The sequence below is a fragment of the Opitutia bacterium ISCC 52 genome, from assembly GCA_014529675.2.
GTDB lineage: Bacteria > Verrucomicrobiota > Verrucomicrobiia > Opitutales > UBA2995 > UBA2995.
Genome location: CP076040.1, coordinates 739,353 through 754,600 on the forward strand (window position 1 = coordinate 739,353; position 15,248 = coordinate 754,600).

At 47.8% G+C, this 15,248-nt stretch carries 9 protein-coding genes, 2 tRNA genes and 1 pseudogene; 3 read left to right on the top strand and 9 right to left on the bottom strand.

The features are described 5' to 3' along the window. Positions 1–77 precede the first annotated feature (77 nt). On the bottom strand, positions 78–3,932 hold the full coding sequence (locus GA003_03200; protein QXD29001.1) for a S8 family serine peptidase: 3,855 nt from the start codon (positions 3,930–3,932) through the stop codon (positions 78–80). 272 nt (positions 3,933–4,204) lie between these two features. Continuing rightward, positions 4,205–4,290 (bottom strand) — tRNA-Tyr (locus GA003_03205). Between the two features lie 146 nt (positions 4,291–4,436). Between GA003_03205 and GA003_03210 the strand changes: the two genes are divergently transcribed. Together GA003_03210 and GA003_03215 are read left to right on the top strand one after the other, a co-directional pair. Then, positions 4,437–5,819, top strand: a complete 1,383-nt coding sequence (locus GA003_03210; GenBank protein QXD29002.1) for a ClC family H(+)/Cl(-) exchange transporter — start codon at positions 4,437–4,439, stop codon at positions 5,817–5,819. Between the two features lie 36 nt (positions 5,820–5,855). Continuing rightward, the gene (locus GA003_03215) at positions 5,856–6,230 is read left to right on the top strand and encodes a CBS domain-containing protein (GenBank protein ID QXD29003.1); all 375 of its coding nucleotides are present in this window, start codon (positions 5,856–5,858) and stop codon (positions 6,228–6,230) included. A 1-nt stretch (position 6,231) separates the two neighbouring features. On the opposite strand, the pseudogene radC reads toward GA003_03215, so the two are convergent. From radC to GA003_03240, 5 genes and pseudogenes are all read right to left on the bottom strand, one after another. Then, positions 6,232–6,836: pseudogene (gene radC / locus GA003_03220) on the bottom strand (DNA repair protein RadC). A gap of 240 nt (positions 6,837–7,076) precedes the next feature. Continuing rightward, positions 7,077–8,072, bottom strand: a complete 996-nt coding sequence (locus tag GA003_03225) for a peptidylprolyl isomerase (GenBank protein QXD29004.1) — start codon at positions 8,070–8,072, stop codon at positions 7,077–7,079. A 169-nt stretch (positions 8,073–8,241) separates the two neighbouring features. After that, positions 8,242–11,601: a transcription-repair coupling factor gene (gene mfd, locus GA003_03230; GenBank protein QXD29005.1), complete on the bottom strand. Its 3,360-nt coding sequence runs from the start codon at positions 11,599–11,601 to the stop codon at positions 8,242–8,244. Then, positions 11,594–12,298 carry a ribonuclease III gene (gene rnc / locus GA003_03235; GenBank protein QXD29006.1) on the bottom strand — a complete coding sequence of 235 codons (705 nt, stop codon included), beginning with the start codon at positions 12,296–12,298 and terminating at the stop codon, positions 11,594–11,596. The genes mfd and rnc overlap by 8 nt, the downstream gene beginning before the upstream one ends. 16 nt (positions 12,299–12,314) lie before the next feature. Continuing rightward, positions 12,315–13,097, bottom strand: a complete 783-nt coding sequence (locus GA003_03240) for a ParA family protein (protein ID QXD29007.1) — start codon at positions 13,095–13,097, stop codon at positions 12,315–12,317. Positions 13,098–13,216: 119 nt separating this feature from the next. Here GA003_03240 and GA003_03245 point away from each other — a divergent pair. Beyond that, a tRNA-Cys gene (locus GA003_03245) sits at positions 13,217–13,291 on the top strand. Positions 13,292–13,397: 106 nt separating this feature from the next. Here GA003_03245 and GA003_03250 read toward each other — a convergent pair. Continuing rightward, entirely contained in the window at positions 13,398–13,895 is a 498-nt protein-coding gene (locus tag GA003_03250) for a response regulator (GenBank protein ID QXD29008.1), read from the bottom strand. A 12-nt stretch (positions 13,896–13,907) separates the two neighbouring features. Further along, positions 13,908–15,197, bottom strand: a complete 1,290-nt coding sequence (locus GA003_03255; protein ID QXD29009.1) for a DASS family sodium-coupled anion symporter — start codon at positions 15,195–15,197, stop codon at positions 13,908–13,910. Positions 15,198–15,248: the final 51 nt, after the last annotated feature.

Sequence of the window (15,248 nt, forward strand, 5' to 3'; positions counted from 1 at the left end):
GTAGTCAATTATTGAGACAGCATGGCACAAGGGCTCTAAACCCAGTATTCATGGGTGTCACAGTGCCAATGAGCGACTCATTGGGCACCTGCGAGTGAAGTTGCTTCCAATCGGACAAAGATTGGCTGTCCATCCTGGGAGTTGAATTCGATCACCCGCGTCTCGGAATCGTCGTCAATTGTGTTTACAGAAATCAGGGTGTAGTCGAGATCTTCTACGGCAAGTTCCCAATTTAAAAGGTCGTTCGATTGCATGAGCTTGTAGCTCACATCGATACTACTGCGGAGTAGCGTATAGGTGAATCTCGTGATACCTGTTGCTCCGTCATATTCGAGTCTATGAAAAGCGGGATCTTGGAAACCGGAAAGTGGATTTGTCCCGTACGCGTATTCAGCGAAGTTTGATAGGCTATCGAAGTCGTTATCGTTTTCTGGAGCACCCAGATTGCCGGCAAAATTCCTGGCCTCCCACACCGTGTAATAAAGCCCCTCGCCGATCACCAGAACAAGCGCACTGGTGCTGGATCCATTATAACCATCACTGATCTCATAATCTATTCTCACCACACCTATGAAATCGTCTGGAGATTCGAAAATGATAGAACCGTTCAGAAATGAAGCGGATCCTGTTGAAACATTGATTATCCTGGAGATTCTTAGTTCATCCCCGTCGGGATCAGAGTCGTTGGTGGTCACGGGAATAATTATTTTTTGGGAGGCAATGACTTCGACGTCGTCGGTGTTCGCTTGTGGGGCGTTGTTTTCTCCCAGGATTCCTCGAATCCATTTCGCCTCGGTAATTATCCCATTTTCCGTGGGTGAACTTTGATCATTGGTTTGACTGCCTATCCCCTCGTTCATGGGGAGGTAGGCCAAGAGTCCTGATTCGTTCCCGTTGAGAGCTTGGTCCATGTTATCTTGTAATTGATTGGAGGATCTCACCAGGTCCCATACCCGAAATTCGTCGATAGCTCCTTCAAATGCACGTTGGGTACTGGCCGCTTCTCCGATTATCCACAATTGACTGCCAGTTTTTACAGGACCCGAAGCATTATCGAAGGGTAGAGTGGTCGATTGTTCGATGCCATTGATATAGAGTTTAACGGATGAAATGTTATCGTAGGTGACTGCAACATGTTGCCATTGATTGAGCTTAATCGAATTTGCTGGGGTGTTATAGATGGATCGAACGCCGTTTGCGTGGTCTATTGAGATGAGCAGACTATTTGTGGCATAGCTGGGGAATCCCGTTCCATGGAGGTAAAATACGATTTGTTCCGTATCGAAGATTCTACCATAGCCCGTCTCTCCTTCTCCCCATCCTTCTGGGCGTATCCATGATTCAATGGTGAATGGTGTGTTCGGGCGTTTGTTCTGCGTGTTTTGAATGATCACGCGATCATTGTCGCCGTCAAAGTCGAGTGCGAAGTCGTCTTCTCGTGTTACATATACGGTCACCTCTGCGCTGGATGAGCCATCGTCATCATCCGTAATGGAATACTGAAATCGGTCGACTCCCACAAATTCAGTCTGAGGAGTGTATTCGATTTGATTGTCTGGTTTAAGGATAGCTCCCCCATAGTCGGGTAGAGTCACTTCTGTAACACGCATCGAGTCTCCGTCATAATCGATGTCATTTTCCAAGACAGCGATGGTGATGGGACTATTTTGGCTTGTGCCAACCTGATCAGGATTTGCTTCCGGCCTTGGAACAACAATATTCACCTGGGCCGTTTTAACGCCTCCTCGACCATCGTAGATCGTGTATCCAAATGTGTCTGTGCCACCCATGCCCTTACCTGGGGTGTATTCTATTAATCCTGATTGGAGTAAGGTAATTAAACTGTCAGGAGACTTATAGACCGAAATGACTTCCAAGGTGTCCTCATCAGCATCGGTATCGTTTGCAACAACATCGATGTAAGTGGTGGTTTCTTTAATGGTGACGTTGTCGTCATTTGCTATCGGTTGTTGATTGTCTCCTTCTTCGATAGCGGTGCCATAGAGTTTTAATTTCCATGATTTTGCTAGATGAACGTTCCCCGACCGACGGTCAGAAACATTCAATGTCCATTCACCGGCGCTCGCTTCATCCAGGCAACGAACTGTCCAGTAGGTCCATTCTGGATACGATTTCTTAGCATCTGTATGCGGCGTGGCCAGAATGCTTTCGGTTCCGCTTGGAGAGGTTAGGGTGATGTGTAGATTGCCCCAATCCATCGTGTTGGCTTCTGCTGCATCCAGGTCCAAAGTCAGTGAGACATGCTCAACTCGAATGTTTGAGTCTACGGTTTGAGTAAGCTCTATGCCCGTTGATGTGTTATCAGGAATACTTTGTCCAATGTTGATCTCTCCTGAATCATACTCGGTAGAATCTGGAACGTTGATCCAAGTTTGTGCAACTTTCACGGCCGCGGCTGCGTCAACCCGACCAAACCCAAAGTTGTGGTTCACCCAATGTCCTGCTCCATTTTGTTTCCAATCTCCCTCTGACCTTGCGACTCGAACGGCCGTCTTTGCCAATATGTGTTGTACGTCTCGCCAACCAAGGTTGGGATTCGCCTCTAGCATTAGTGCAACCACTCCTGCCACTAATGGAGAGGCTGAGGAGGTGCCTCCAAAATCAATACGGCAGTCTCCTGGATCGACTCCACTTTGTCCTCTCAAATCGGTTGTTCTAATACTCGAAGTGTTCCCACTACTTGGAGCGCAAACCAGCATGGGGGCTCCCGGTTCACTGTAGGATGAAACCTTCCCTTGATCTCCGACTGCTCCCACTGCAATTGAGTATCGAATCGATGCCCATCCGTCGTAGTTGACGTTACTTCCAATAGTTCGCCCATTTCCAGCAGCCCAGATGTAAATGGAGCCTAGACCATTGCGACCATTTTGGACTGTATTTCGAATAGCAGATAAGGAGAGTGTGCTGGGGCCGGCCATGTTCGCACCGTCGTCCGTATCTGGTCCCCAACTGTTGTTATAGATATCTATAATGTCCGATCTATGAGCAATTGCCGATGCTTGTCTACTTGCTGAAACGCCCCGATCTTCGTGAATGAGGCGAATTCCAATTAGTTCAGCATTATAGGCCACCCCGACACCGCAATTACCATTCACTCCAGCGCCTGCAACTCCTGCGACTGCTGTGCCGTGAGTTTCATCTGAACTTTCAGGCTGTGGAAAAGCATCATTGTCCAAGTAATCAAAATCAATATCTGTTCGGTAATTGGATTGCAGGTCTGGGTGTTTAAATTCCGTCCCTGTATCGACAATAGCAATATGAGTTCCTGCACCTGATACCCCATAATTCCACGCTGGGTAGACGTTTGCATCCTCATTGGCGACGTTCCAGCGATCCCCTATGTTCTTCAAGTGCCATTGGTCGCGAAGCAGAGGCTCGTTGAAAGCAGGAGGTGATTCATCGTACCGGAGGGCGAATGTCTGAAGGGCTTCTTGTTCAAACCAGAGGATGGACCCATTTGAACTCAATAAGGCGTGAACCTGTTGAGCTATCTTTTCCGACTTCGAGTTCGAAAACTGTATCACATGGATATCAGAAAAGCCCTGAACTTTCTCGACATAGGAGGCTTCCGTAGAATTCAGGAATTTATCCAGATCAGCTTCGTTTGTGATTTGGATGCTCCAATTGTCTGTGATTTCGTACTTATTCGCCCAAGCTTCATCATTGGTCTGAGCGGCTCTTATGGTATCGTAGTCCAGAAGGGCGTAGGGGCTTGGCGTGATATTAGTCCTTTTCAAATCACTTGGACTCTTGGTCTGAGCTAGCTGCTTGCTCGGAAGTTCTTTCCCATTCGGTTCCTCCTGTGTAGCCTTGGGTGTGAGCGAATGGATTGATCGCAAATCGAGTAGCCAGAGTAGGCTCCCTACAATCAATAGTGAACCTAGTGCAGCCCCTGTCTTCTTAAATCCCATCTGTTCTTTTGCGAAATATTACGTGGATCGAAACCCCGCGGATTCACTAATGGCAAAATCCGAGGGAGATTTTACATCCCTATAAAGCTTCTATTGTCATCGTTTCAACAAGAGGACTTTGGAAACGATAAATTTTATAAGTACCACAGATTGACTCAGTTTCAAAGGACTAAGGATAAGGTATGAATCAGAATGAAGGGTATCCAATCACAAAAAAACCGCCTTCTTGGGCGGTATCGTTTGGCCGAGTCATTCTAAACTACACCTTAGAATGGTGGTGGGAGGCGGATTCGAACCACCGAAGGGTTGCCCCAGCAGATTTACAGTCTGCCCCTGTTGGCCACTTAGGTATCCCACCGGATTTATAAAGAGGGGTAAATTGGTTAGTGTCTTTGTCTTTGCCAAGTCCTTTTTTGAAGAATTTCAAACGATTCTCGTACAGGTAGATTCCGCATGACGAATATCTTGCAGAGCTGACGGCATAGGTTTTTCTTTTTCTTCCCTATGGCTCAGCGTGAATATAAGGAAAAGCCTGTAAATCGGCTCTTTGAACATTCGCTTAAGCTCCTGCGCTCAAGGCTGAAAGATTCACATCGTTTCTTTTTCTTAAGTGTAATAGTGGGGTTGAGCTGTGGTTTGGTTGCGGTGGCATTTCATTTGGCTATCCGCGGGGTAGGGGACTTGGTGTTGCGGTTCCCGAAATCGACCGAAGCAAGTTTAACCGCCTGGATTGTTTTGCCCCTGGTTCCCGCGTTAGGTGGATTGCTGGTGGGTATTGGGATGGCCCGGTGGTCACCCAATGCACGAGGGAGTGGTATTCCCCAAGTAAAGGCGGCATATTACAACAAGTTTGGGCTCATCCGCTTTGGAGATGCTGTGTATCGCTTTTTGTTTACCACCTTGTCCATCGGGTCAGGAAACAGTTTAGGACGTGAAGGACCCACCGTGCATTTATGTGCTGCGATCGGTTCAACAATAGGGCAGTGGTTTGGCCTTCCTAAAGCAAGGATTCAAGCCATGGTTCCGGTTGGAATGGGGGCGGGGATCGCCGCAGGTTTTAATACACCATTGGCCGCCATTACATTTGTATTCGAAAAGCTATTGGATGATTTTTCCAGTAAGGCACTTGGAGGAATTCTTGTTGCGGTGATCATCGCCTCTGTACTTTCGCGTGCCATCCTCGGGGAGAACCCTGCCTTCGAGGTGGAGAGTTATTCCTTCGAATCGTATTCATGGGTGTTGCTGAGTATAGTGATTGGTCTGTTGGCGGCCGTTTTTGGTCAGATCTTTCTGTCCATTTTACTCGGTTGGCGGAACTACTTCAAAACCTCTGGGATGCCTGTTTGGTTAAAGCCCTGCTTGGGTGGATTGGGAGTCGGGATAATTGGGACGGCAGTCTTGTGGTTCTCTGGAACTAATAACACTGGTGTATTTGGAACTGGGTACGAGGATTTATCCTCTGCGTTGAAGGGATCCCTCGCTTTGAAGATTCTAGTCATTCTCTTTGTTGGTAAATTCCTGGCGTCCATTCTTGCGTTTTCGATGGGAGGAAGCGGTGGCCTTTTTGGCCCGGTCTTGTGCATCGGTGGCATGTTAGGAGGGATTGTCGGTGCTGTCTTCAATAACTATATTAGCTTGGATGAATCCTTTGTTGGAGCTGCCGCCTTGCTGGGCATGGGAGCTTTTTTTGCTGCTGTGATTCGTTGTCCTCTAACATCGGTCCTCATTCCTTTTGAGATGACTTTGAACTATTCACTGATTCTCCCGCTCATGGTTGGAAATATGATCGCCTATTACCTGGCAGCGCGCTGGCGAACAGTCCCCATATACAATGCGCTTCTTTTGCAGGATAAAGTGACGTTGAAAAAGATGCCGAGTTTCCAATGAGCACAAGATTGGAAAAACCTTCCCGTGAGCACTATCATGAACCACGACCCATTCAGTGCGTTCAGCAATCTGACTATCGGGGAGAATTTAGAATACTTGAGGCAGCATCCACATCATGCCTATCCGGTGCGTGATGAGAATCGACTGTTGATTGATGTTATAACTCATCATGAGTTGGAAGATCTGGAAGACCATGCTGACCAACTCATAGGTGAACGGTTAACAGAACACGATTTGGTGACTATGACTCCGAACACGTCGATTCGTGAGGCAGCGAGGATTCTTGTGATAAAGGACAAAGAGCAAGCTCCAGTAGTCAGTGCTAAGAATCCTCAGCGGATGGTTGGTTTTCTTACCTTGCGTGATATTGCACGACAGCAGAATGCCATTGAAGAGCAAATCGGTGGGTAATTCAGATTAGGCCTGCGTTCTTGAAACTGTAGTATCCAAACTTAAGAGGGTCTTGGTCAGGTTGTCCGATTACCAGATGGTCGAGCAAATCGATGTCCATGATTTCTGCTGCTTCTCTTAATCGTTTAGTGACTTGGATGTCGGCGGTACTGGGAGCAGGGTCGCCACTTGGATGGTTGTGAAACACAATAATGGCTGAAGCACCTAGCTTGACGGCGTCCTTAAACACTTCTCTTGGATGAACCAGACTACTATTGGCTGTTCCTACGGTTACTTCGATTTCTTTGATCAACCGATTTTTGCGGTTCAGGCAGAGTGACCAAAATTTTTCGATCTCAAGGCCCCTCGTCATTGGCCGAGCAAAATCAAAGACCGCCTCTGGGCTATCCAGTAGGGGGCTTTCTCCCATCTCTCCGCGTATGACACGTCTGGCGGCCAGCTCCATAACAGCGACCAACTGCAATGCTTTAACCGGCCCTATCCCTTCAATTTTTATAAAATCTTCTTTCCCCCAATTAATGAGTTGGGAAGTCCGCCTGCTTCTGCAATCAATCGGTCACACAGACTAATTACGTCGAGCTTGCTGGTCCCACTCCTGACCAGCATGGCTAGAAGTTCGGTGTCGCTCAATTTTTCAGGACCGTATTTATCGAGCCTTTCTTGAGGGCGTTCGTGTACGGCGAGTGATTTGAGGCGTGATTGATAGATATCCGACACAGTCGAAGGCTGAACTTATATCTTTTATGGTCTGTGCCTGGACTTGCTTAAAGGGATTACTGTGTTGGAAAGTCCCAAAAAAAAGCAGCCCTTTGAGGCTGCTCTTTTGAAAAATCTAAATTAAGCGGCTTACAAATAGAACTTGATGAAGGCTTTCTTGCGAAGCCCTTCGATCCATTTGTCGTGCTCTTCACTGGACATTTGATTGAGCAGAATCCCTTCGATTTGATCGCGAACTTCTGCAAGAGGTTGAACGCCTGCTGCCTGCCGATCTTCGACTTTCAGTAAGAATATCATTTCTCTTACCTGAATGGGGTCGCTGTGTTCGCCAGGCTGCAAACTGAAGGCCACATCACTCAGTTCGTCACGAATGGCTGATCTATCGATCCATCCCCAATCGCCACCACGATCTTTCCGAGGATCCTGACTGTATTTCTTGGCAAGTTCCTCGAACTCGGCTCCACCTTCCAATTCCTCCAGGATTTTGTTGGCCGTTTGCATAAGCAGATCAACGTTTTCGGAGGCATATGGGGCCAAACGAATCAGCTTCAAGTGCACGCGTTCTTCCTGATAGAAGCGATTCCGCTGTTCATTGTAGAAATTTTCGATTTTAGCCGGACTTAGAATGGATCGTGTGCGGCGCTGTTGGCTCAGCATAATTTGCACGATGATTTCTTCCTGCAGTTTTGCCCGGTACTCCCGCATGTTGAGGCCTTGGCTTTTCAGGTATTTCAAAAACTCAGCGCGATCGTTGTTAAACTCATTGATCAAAGTATCATCGAATTTGTTTTCCACGAAGGACCGCGGCATCTGATACCCTTTGGATACAAATTTATCCTGGAATTCCTTACGAATCAGGACGCGGTCGATGAGATTCATCAAAATATCCTGCTGAAGTTCGTCCAGCATTTGCTGAAATTCTTCGTTGTTACGCGCCTTACGTTGTAAATTGGGGACCAGGGGAGCTAAGTCTTTTCTTAATTCCTCGTGAGTAATGATGGTGGACTCAACGATCGCTGCGATGCCGTTCTCTGTTTGAAGAGCGTCGAATGCTGATTGCTGTGCTGAGGCGGTGCACAAAGTGCTCAAGGCCAGGATTCCGATCAGGATGGCTGTACTTTTCATGCGAATGTTCTGAATAGTTTTAAAAACTGGGAAAATTTGTAGAGGCTCAAAATCTCCGCGTCAAGGATGCTTGCGACTGGATTTAGCTGAGAGTGCTTATGGAATTGGACTATTGGCTACCAGTTATGTTCAGGGAATTTTCTAATCTTTTTCCGCCAGGCTCACCTGATCACTGCCGATTGATAAATTGAAGGATTTCCTGCAGCTTTTTGAAGGGATCCTTGGAAATAAGCCGTGGAAACCGTGTCCCGATCATCAAGAAGTCGTCGTTTTTGTGTCCTGCCAGTCTGCATTTCAGCCGATTGCCTTCAGATTCGACTGAGTCGATTCCTTTTTCTTCAGCCAAAGTCCTAATCTTGGAGACTTGAATGAGCGCCCGCACTGGGTCCGGAAATTTCCCAAAACGGTCAATCAGCGAAGCCTCAATGTCTTTAAGTTCCTGCAAGCTCTCGGCCATAGCCAAATCACGGTAAATCTCAATTCTCAGTCTTGCTTCATCCAAATAATCTGGAGGCACCGAAGCTTCCAGCATCTTTCCCTGCGTTGCTTCGATTTCTGCGTTCTTAATGGCTTGATAGCTGTCGCGTGCAACCGAAGAGCTATCGGAAATCTGCTCTCCGACAAAGACAAAATCCAGTCGTACATTGGCCCGAATGCGTAAGGCTGACTCATCGCCTTTTAAGCGTGAAATGCTTTGTTTGAGTAATTGGCAGTAGAGATCAAATCCTACACCTGCAATGTGACCACTCTGTTCTGCACCGAGGAGATTCCCTGCACCTCTAAGTTCCAGATCTCGCATGGCGATTCGAAATCCGGCTCCAAGTTGGTTGTATTGCTTTAGTGCTGCCAGACGCTTTCTCGCCATGTCCAACACCCGAGCATGGCGATGGAGAAGAAGGTAGGCATAGGCTTGCCGATTGAAGCGACCTACGCGGCCGCGAATCTGATACAGCTGGGCGAGGCCAAATCGATCGGCCGCTTCTATGATGATGGTATTTGCGTTGGGTATATCCAAGCCTGATTCAATAATCGTTGTGGAAATCAAGACATCGTATCGCCCTTCCACGAAGCGATTCATGATCTTCTCCAGAGCACCTTCTGGCATTTGACCGTGGGCAATCGCGAAGCTTACCTCCGGCATTAACTCCTGTAGACGCGCTTCTACAGCATCAATGGTCTGTACTCGATTGTGCAGGTAAAAAACTTGTCCTCCACGAGCGGTTTCTGCCCGAATGGCATCGACCACCGTTTGATGTTCATAGCTTTTGATGATCGTTTGAATCGGCCTGCGATTGATCGGAGCCGTTTCGATCACGCTTAAATCTCTGGCACCCATAAGTGCCAGGTGAAGGGTTCTTGGGATGGGCGTTGCACTAAGAGAAAGCACATCCACATTAAGGCGAAGCTCCTTGAGTTTCTCCTTATGTTTCACTCCGAAGCGATGTTCCTCATCGATGATAAGCAAGCTAAGGTCCTTAAACCCAACATCCTGGGAGATCAGGCGATGGGTCCCAATAATGATATCAATTTTCCCAGCTGCCAGTTTTTGAAGTATCTTGTTTTGCTCAGCCTTCGTTCTGAACCGATTGAGCATTTCAACCGTTACAGGAAAAGACGCCATCCGCTCCTTGAAGGTTTGGAAATGTTGCTGCGTCAGAATGGTAGTAGGGCCGAGTATTGCCACTTGTTTTCCATCAAGCACAGCTTTAAAAGCGGCACGGATGGCTACCTCTGTTTTGCCAAACCCTACATCACCACAGATGAGCCGGTCCATTGGTTGCGGCTTCTCCATATCGCGTTTGCTCGCCTCAATCGCCTCCATTTGGTCAGCGGTTTCTTTGAAGGGAAAGGCCGCTTCAAACTCTCTTTGCCACTGGTTATCTGGCGCGAACGGGTGGCCTTCCTCCGAGTCTCTCTCAGCTTGGTTCTTTAACAGTCTTGCCGCAAGATCGAGCGTAGCTTCTTCTGCTTGTCGGCGGGTTTTGTCCCAGCGGTTGGATCCTACTTTCCCAAGATTTGGGCGAAATTTCTTTAAGCCAACATAGCGCGAAACCAGATGAGATTCGTGCAATGGAAGGTGTAGGACAATACTATCGTCAAATTCGAGGGAAATGACCTCCCGGAATCCGGCTTGGGCATCCAGCTTAGTTAGGCCACGGTAGATACATATTCCATTTTGTATGTGGACGAGGTAATCGCCTTCCGCCAGTTCGGCGAAATCAAGTAGTTGATCCACTTGCTGCTTGTTTGCCTGAAGGCGTATTTGGCCTATGGGCATTCGCCTTCGGTATCTGGCAAAGATCTCCGAATCGGAAACCAGTAGAAGCCCTTTATGGGTTGAACTTGATTGTAAGTTCTCGGGCAATCCCGCATGGGCACAACGGAACCCTTCAGCCAGAGCTCCGATCACTATGAATTCCAAAAACTCATCCAGTTCGTTCTGCTTTAAAAATTCCTCCAGACGGTTTCTTTCCCCATCTGTCTGGACAGATAAAACGATCTGGTAACCTTCATTCCTCCAATTCTGGATGGCTTCAAAAAACCGAAGTCGCTCCTCCTGCTCTTGGTAGAAACGATCCATTCCCTGCGTTTCGTTTGCTGGGAAGGACCGATAGGCTTCCAGAGTCTCTGAGTCTGCTTGGTTTGTTTGTACCGTATCGTCGAAGAAAATGCCTCCTTCATCCAAAGCCGTAAAACCAACCCAGCTATCCTGGCTTTCGGATCGAAACTCTAAGACCTTGGCCAGCGTAAGTGCTTCAGAACGGTTTGAGAAAAAGTCGCTCGTTTTCTCTTCAACCAGCGTTGGCTCCCACACCTGCCAAAGAATGGGACTATCGATATACTCGAGAATCCCTGATTCTGATCGCGCCATTTCTTTTCCTGGGGGAGCAGCTACAATGAGTGCATCTACTTTTTTACTCGATCGCTGTGTATCCGGTTCAAAGGTACGAATGTCTTCGATTTCGTCTCCGAAGAAATCTATTCGGTAGGGTAGGAGTGCATTAGTCGGATAGAGGTCGATAATTCCACCGCGTACGGCAAATTGGCCGGGGCCTTCGACTTCCGATTCATGGTCGTATCCCAACTCATTCAATTGATCAATCAGATCAGAAAAGGAATAGGAGATTCCGGAGTATAGTCTTAATTCGGACCTGAGCAGAGCTTCCTTTGCGGGTGTTTCGGATCGAAGGGCATCCAAGGTGGTTGCAATGATGAATCGCTCATCAACAGGCGCATTGGCAAGGAGTGTCAATGTGCCTAGGCGGTCTAGCTGGGGATCTAGCTGCGAATTATTTCCAGACTCGAAAGAAGGGAAGGGAAGCACTTGGTGGCTCGCTTGATCACCTGAGTTGAAGAATTTGAGATCCTCCATAGCCTGGTCCAATTCCTTCGCCTCCGGTAGAATAATGATGGAGGTGCTGTCCTTATTGTTTTGGGCAGCCTGGAGAGATAAATAACTAATAGCTGGCGCAGCAACACCTTGTAGCAACAAAGCGTGCTGCCTGGCTTCTTGAAGCGCCTCACGCATGCCTGAAATTGAAAGAATCGAATGCCTCCAGTACTGACCTTGCTGCCTCTTCTTCGGCTTCCTTTTTACTCCGTCCCTTTCCTTTTCCGCAGGATAGATCTCCTACAAAGAGTTCTACCTCGAACTCCCGATCGTGTGAGGGGCCGGATTCAGAAATGATTGTGTAGCGGATCTGGTCGTTGCCTAGTCGTCGTTGAAGCTTTTCCTGCAAGCGACCCTTAGGGTTGTGGGCTTCATTCAGATTGTGCAACCGCTCCTTTAGATCTCCATACCAAGGAATCACAACGGCCTTTGTGGTTAAGAAATCGCTATCAAGATAGATGGCCCCGATCAGTGCTTCTAGAGCATCCTCTCTGGCAGAGGGTAATTCTTTGGGAGAACTTTTTGAGTCTGCGCGGTTCGTCCGAATGTGGTTTGATAGATCCAGACTATCTGCCAATTCGACTAGAACTGATCCTTTTACCAGAGTGGATCGAAACTGAGTGAGTGGCCCTTCGCGTATTTCTGGAAACTCCTGGAATAGATACTCGGATACAATGAGCTCCAGAACTGCGTCTCCCAGGAACTCCAGTCTTTGATTACTGCGCTCCTCTTTCTCAGCCTTCACCATGTAGGATGGATGGGTGAGGCTCTGCATCAGCAGACTTTCCTTCTTAAATTGGTATCCCAATTTGGACTGCAGGGCAGAAAGATCCATGGAGATGCTTAATTGTCTAGGAGCGAAGGTTGAATCGTTTGATGATTTCCATGGTCAACTCTTTGTAGGCCGTGGCACCAGGGCTGAGTGGATCATACTGGAAAATAGATTGTCCGAAGCTCGGTGCTTCTCCGAGCCGGATCGATCTAGGGATCATGGTGGCAAAAACGTCGCTTCCGAAATGTTGCCGGACATCCGAGACTACCTGACGCGATAGATTGGTTCGCACATCATACATCGTCATGATGATGCCACCCAACTCTAGGGACGGATTAACGTCGGCGTCCTTAATCTGTTGCAAGACATTGAGGATTTGCCCCAGTCCTTCCATCGCCAAATACTCGCATTGCAGTGCAATCAAAAGGAAATCGGCTGAGGCCATCGCATTCATCGACAGCATACCCAGTGATGGCGGGCAGTCCAGGATGATAGCTTTGAATTCGTCATTAGCATGGAGTGATTCCAAGGTGTCGCGGAGGCGGACCAAGTAGTTTTCTGTTTGTGCCAGTTCGGTTTCGATCGCTGCAATATCCACTTCAGACGGTATGAGTGAGAGATTGGAGACAGGTGTTTTGATTATTTTGTCGGAAGCCGATTCTTCGCCTAATAATGCTTGGTAGAGACTTTGCCCTTCTTCTTTGTCAAACCCGAGGCCACTGGTCGCATTGGCTTGCGGATCGAGATCAATGATCAGTGTTGGGACATTTTCGGCAGCCAAGGCGGCTCCGAGGCTGATGGTGGTAGTCGTTTTGCCGACTCCTCCTTTTTGGTTGGCGATGGTAAATATTGTAGCAGGCATAGGCGGTTATATTCTCCACTGATGAAAGGGATCTCCTGCGGAATTACCAAGGTCTTTTTACAGGAAAAACAACTTGCTTCCAAAAAGGAAGTGGTTTGTGTTACCCAATTTTAATTTAAGGCGCGGTAGCCAAGTGGTAAGGCCGAGCTCTGCAAAAGCTCTATGCGTCGGTTCGATTCCGACCCGCGCCTCCATTTACTCCAGTGGTATCTGGAGTTTTTTTACGTACCGGTTTCCGCTTAACCAAGGTGATTTATCTGGACTGACCCGGTTCGAGAGTGGCCCGTTTATTGACCTGCCTTATTCATCTCTAGGTAATATACCTTTATGTATGGCTTCGAAAACGCGAACGGTGCTCAGTTTCTCCAAATAGGCCATTGGGTTTTTCCGTGAGCGAATGAAAAAGTCTGTGATTTGATCTCGAACGACCGTGATGATGTCATCTTTGCTCCAAGGTATAGCCAGGTAGTAATTCAGTCGACCTTCGTTTAGCCCCTTTATGGTTTCCTCCAGCCCGGCTCGTCCAGTGATTAGAACCGTTCGTGTTTCTGTCATTTCCAGCTCGTTTCTCAAGCTGATCATGAATTCGATTCCGTTTTGACCTGGAAGGTAGTGACTACACAGAACCACGCCAATCTGGTCGCCATGCTTGGTCAGGCTTGGGATGAGTTCGCGTGCCTCCTCGGCTGAGGGCGCCAGCTTAATGGGAAAGGTATCTTGGAATTCTGAAAGGTCTTGGTTTATTTGTTTCAGGACTTCTGCTTCATCATCAACGCAAAGAATGTATATTTGGCTCATAGTGGGGTAGTTTCAGTTTAATATTAATGGCCAATATAGGAAATAAGACAAACAGCAGAGCACGATTGCTATCAGACCGATCAAGATTCCAGTTTTTGCCATGTCCTTTGTTTTTACCATCCCAGTGCTCGTTGCAATGGCATTGGGTGGTGTGGAGATGGGCAACATCATTGAGAAGCTCACGACGATTCCGATGAGCACAATCGCGGATGCCAAAGGGAAATTGGATCCCATAATTCCTGAGACCCCCAGTCCCATTGCCAAAGGAATTAGCAGCGTTGCTGTCACCGTGTTTGAAACCAAATTGGCAATGCCATAAGCCACTACGACGAAGGTAAGGACAATACCGATTGATCCGAAGCTATTCCAGGCTATTAAACCGATAAGCCATTCTGCGAGACCTTTATTTTTGAGGCTGATGCCCATTGATATACCTCCTGCAACAAGCCAAAGAACTTCCCAAGAGTATCTACGAATGTCCGCTTTTCTAAGAATTCCCAGGGCGGGTAAGAAAGTGATGGGGAAAAATGCGACCACATTGGATGAGACTCCGTGCAATTTCTCCGTAACCCACAATAGGATGGTGATCCCAAAAATGCATGATGCCAGTATGGCTTGGCGTGACCAAGTGAACTGCTCTGAAAAGTCAATTTGGATGGATTTACCATCAGGTGGAAAGAGGAGGAGCAAAATCCGCCATGCGATCAATAGCATGATGATAACGAGAGGGACCGCTAGAATCATCCATGAAGAGAATGTGATATGAATTCCTTGCTCTCTTAGAGCTGTAATCGCAATGGCATTAGGTGGGCTTCCAATTGGCGTTGCGATTCCTCCAATATTGGCCGCTACAGGAACGGAAAGAGCGATGCCTTTTTGAAATGGATCTCCTGGCTTCATGGCCATGATGACAGGAACAACCATGGTCATCATCATCGCTGCCGTAGCGGTATTGCTCATGAAAGCGAAGAGTAGCGCCGTTGAAAGCATCATTCCCAGGCAAACCGCCTTGGGGTCTGTTCCAAAGGGTTTCAACAAGACACGGGTCAGCCTTCGGTCTAGCCCAAATTTCACAGCGGCAGTTGCGAGTGAAAAGCCGCCTAGGAAAAGAATAATGATCGGATTGGCCAGGGTCCCATAGAAGGTCTTGTAATTTTCTACTTCATAGACAGCAGGGTCGAAGTTGATAAAGCCCTGATCGCTTAACAGCAGCACCTGAAGAAATATAATAAGAAGAGAAGTTGCGTATATGGGTATCGGCTCGAGTATCCAATAGAGGCCAGCCATAAGGAATATCCCCATGGTTATTTGACCAGCTGGGCTTAGCCCTTCCAGCCCGAGTAGTGAGGGAAG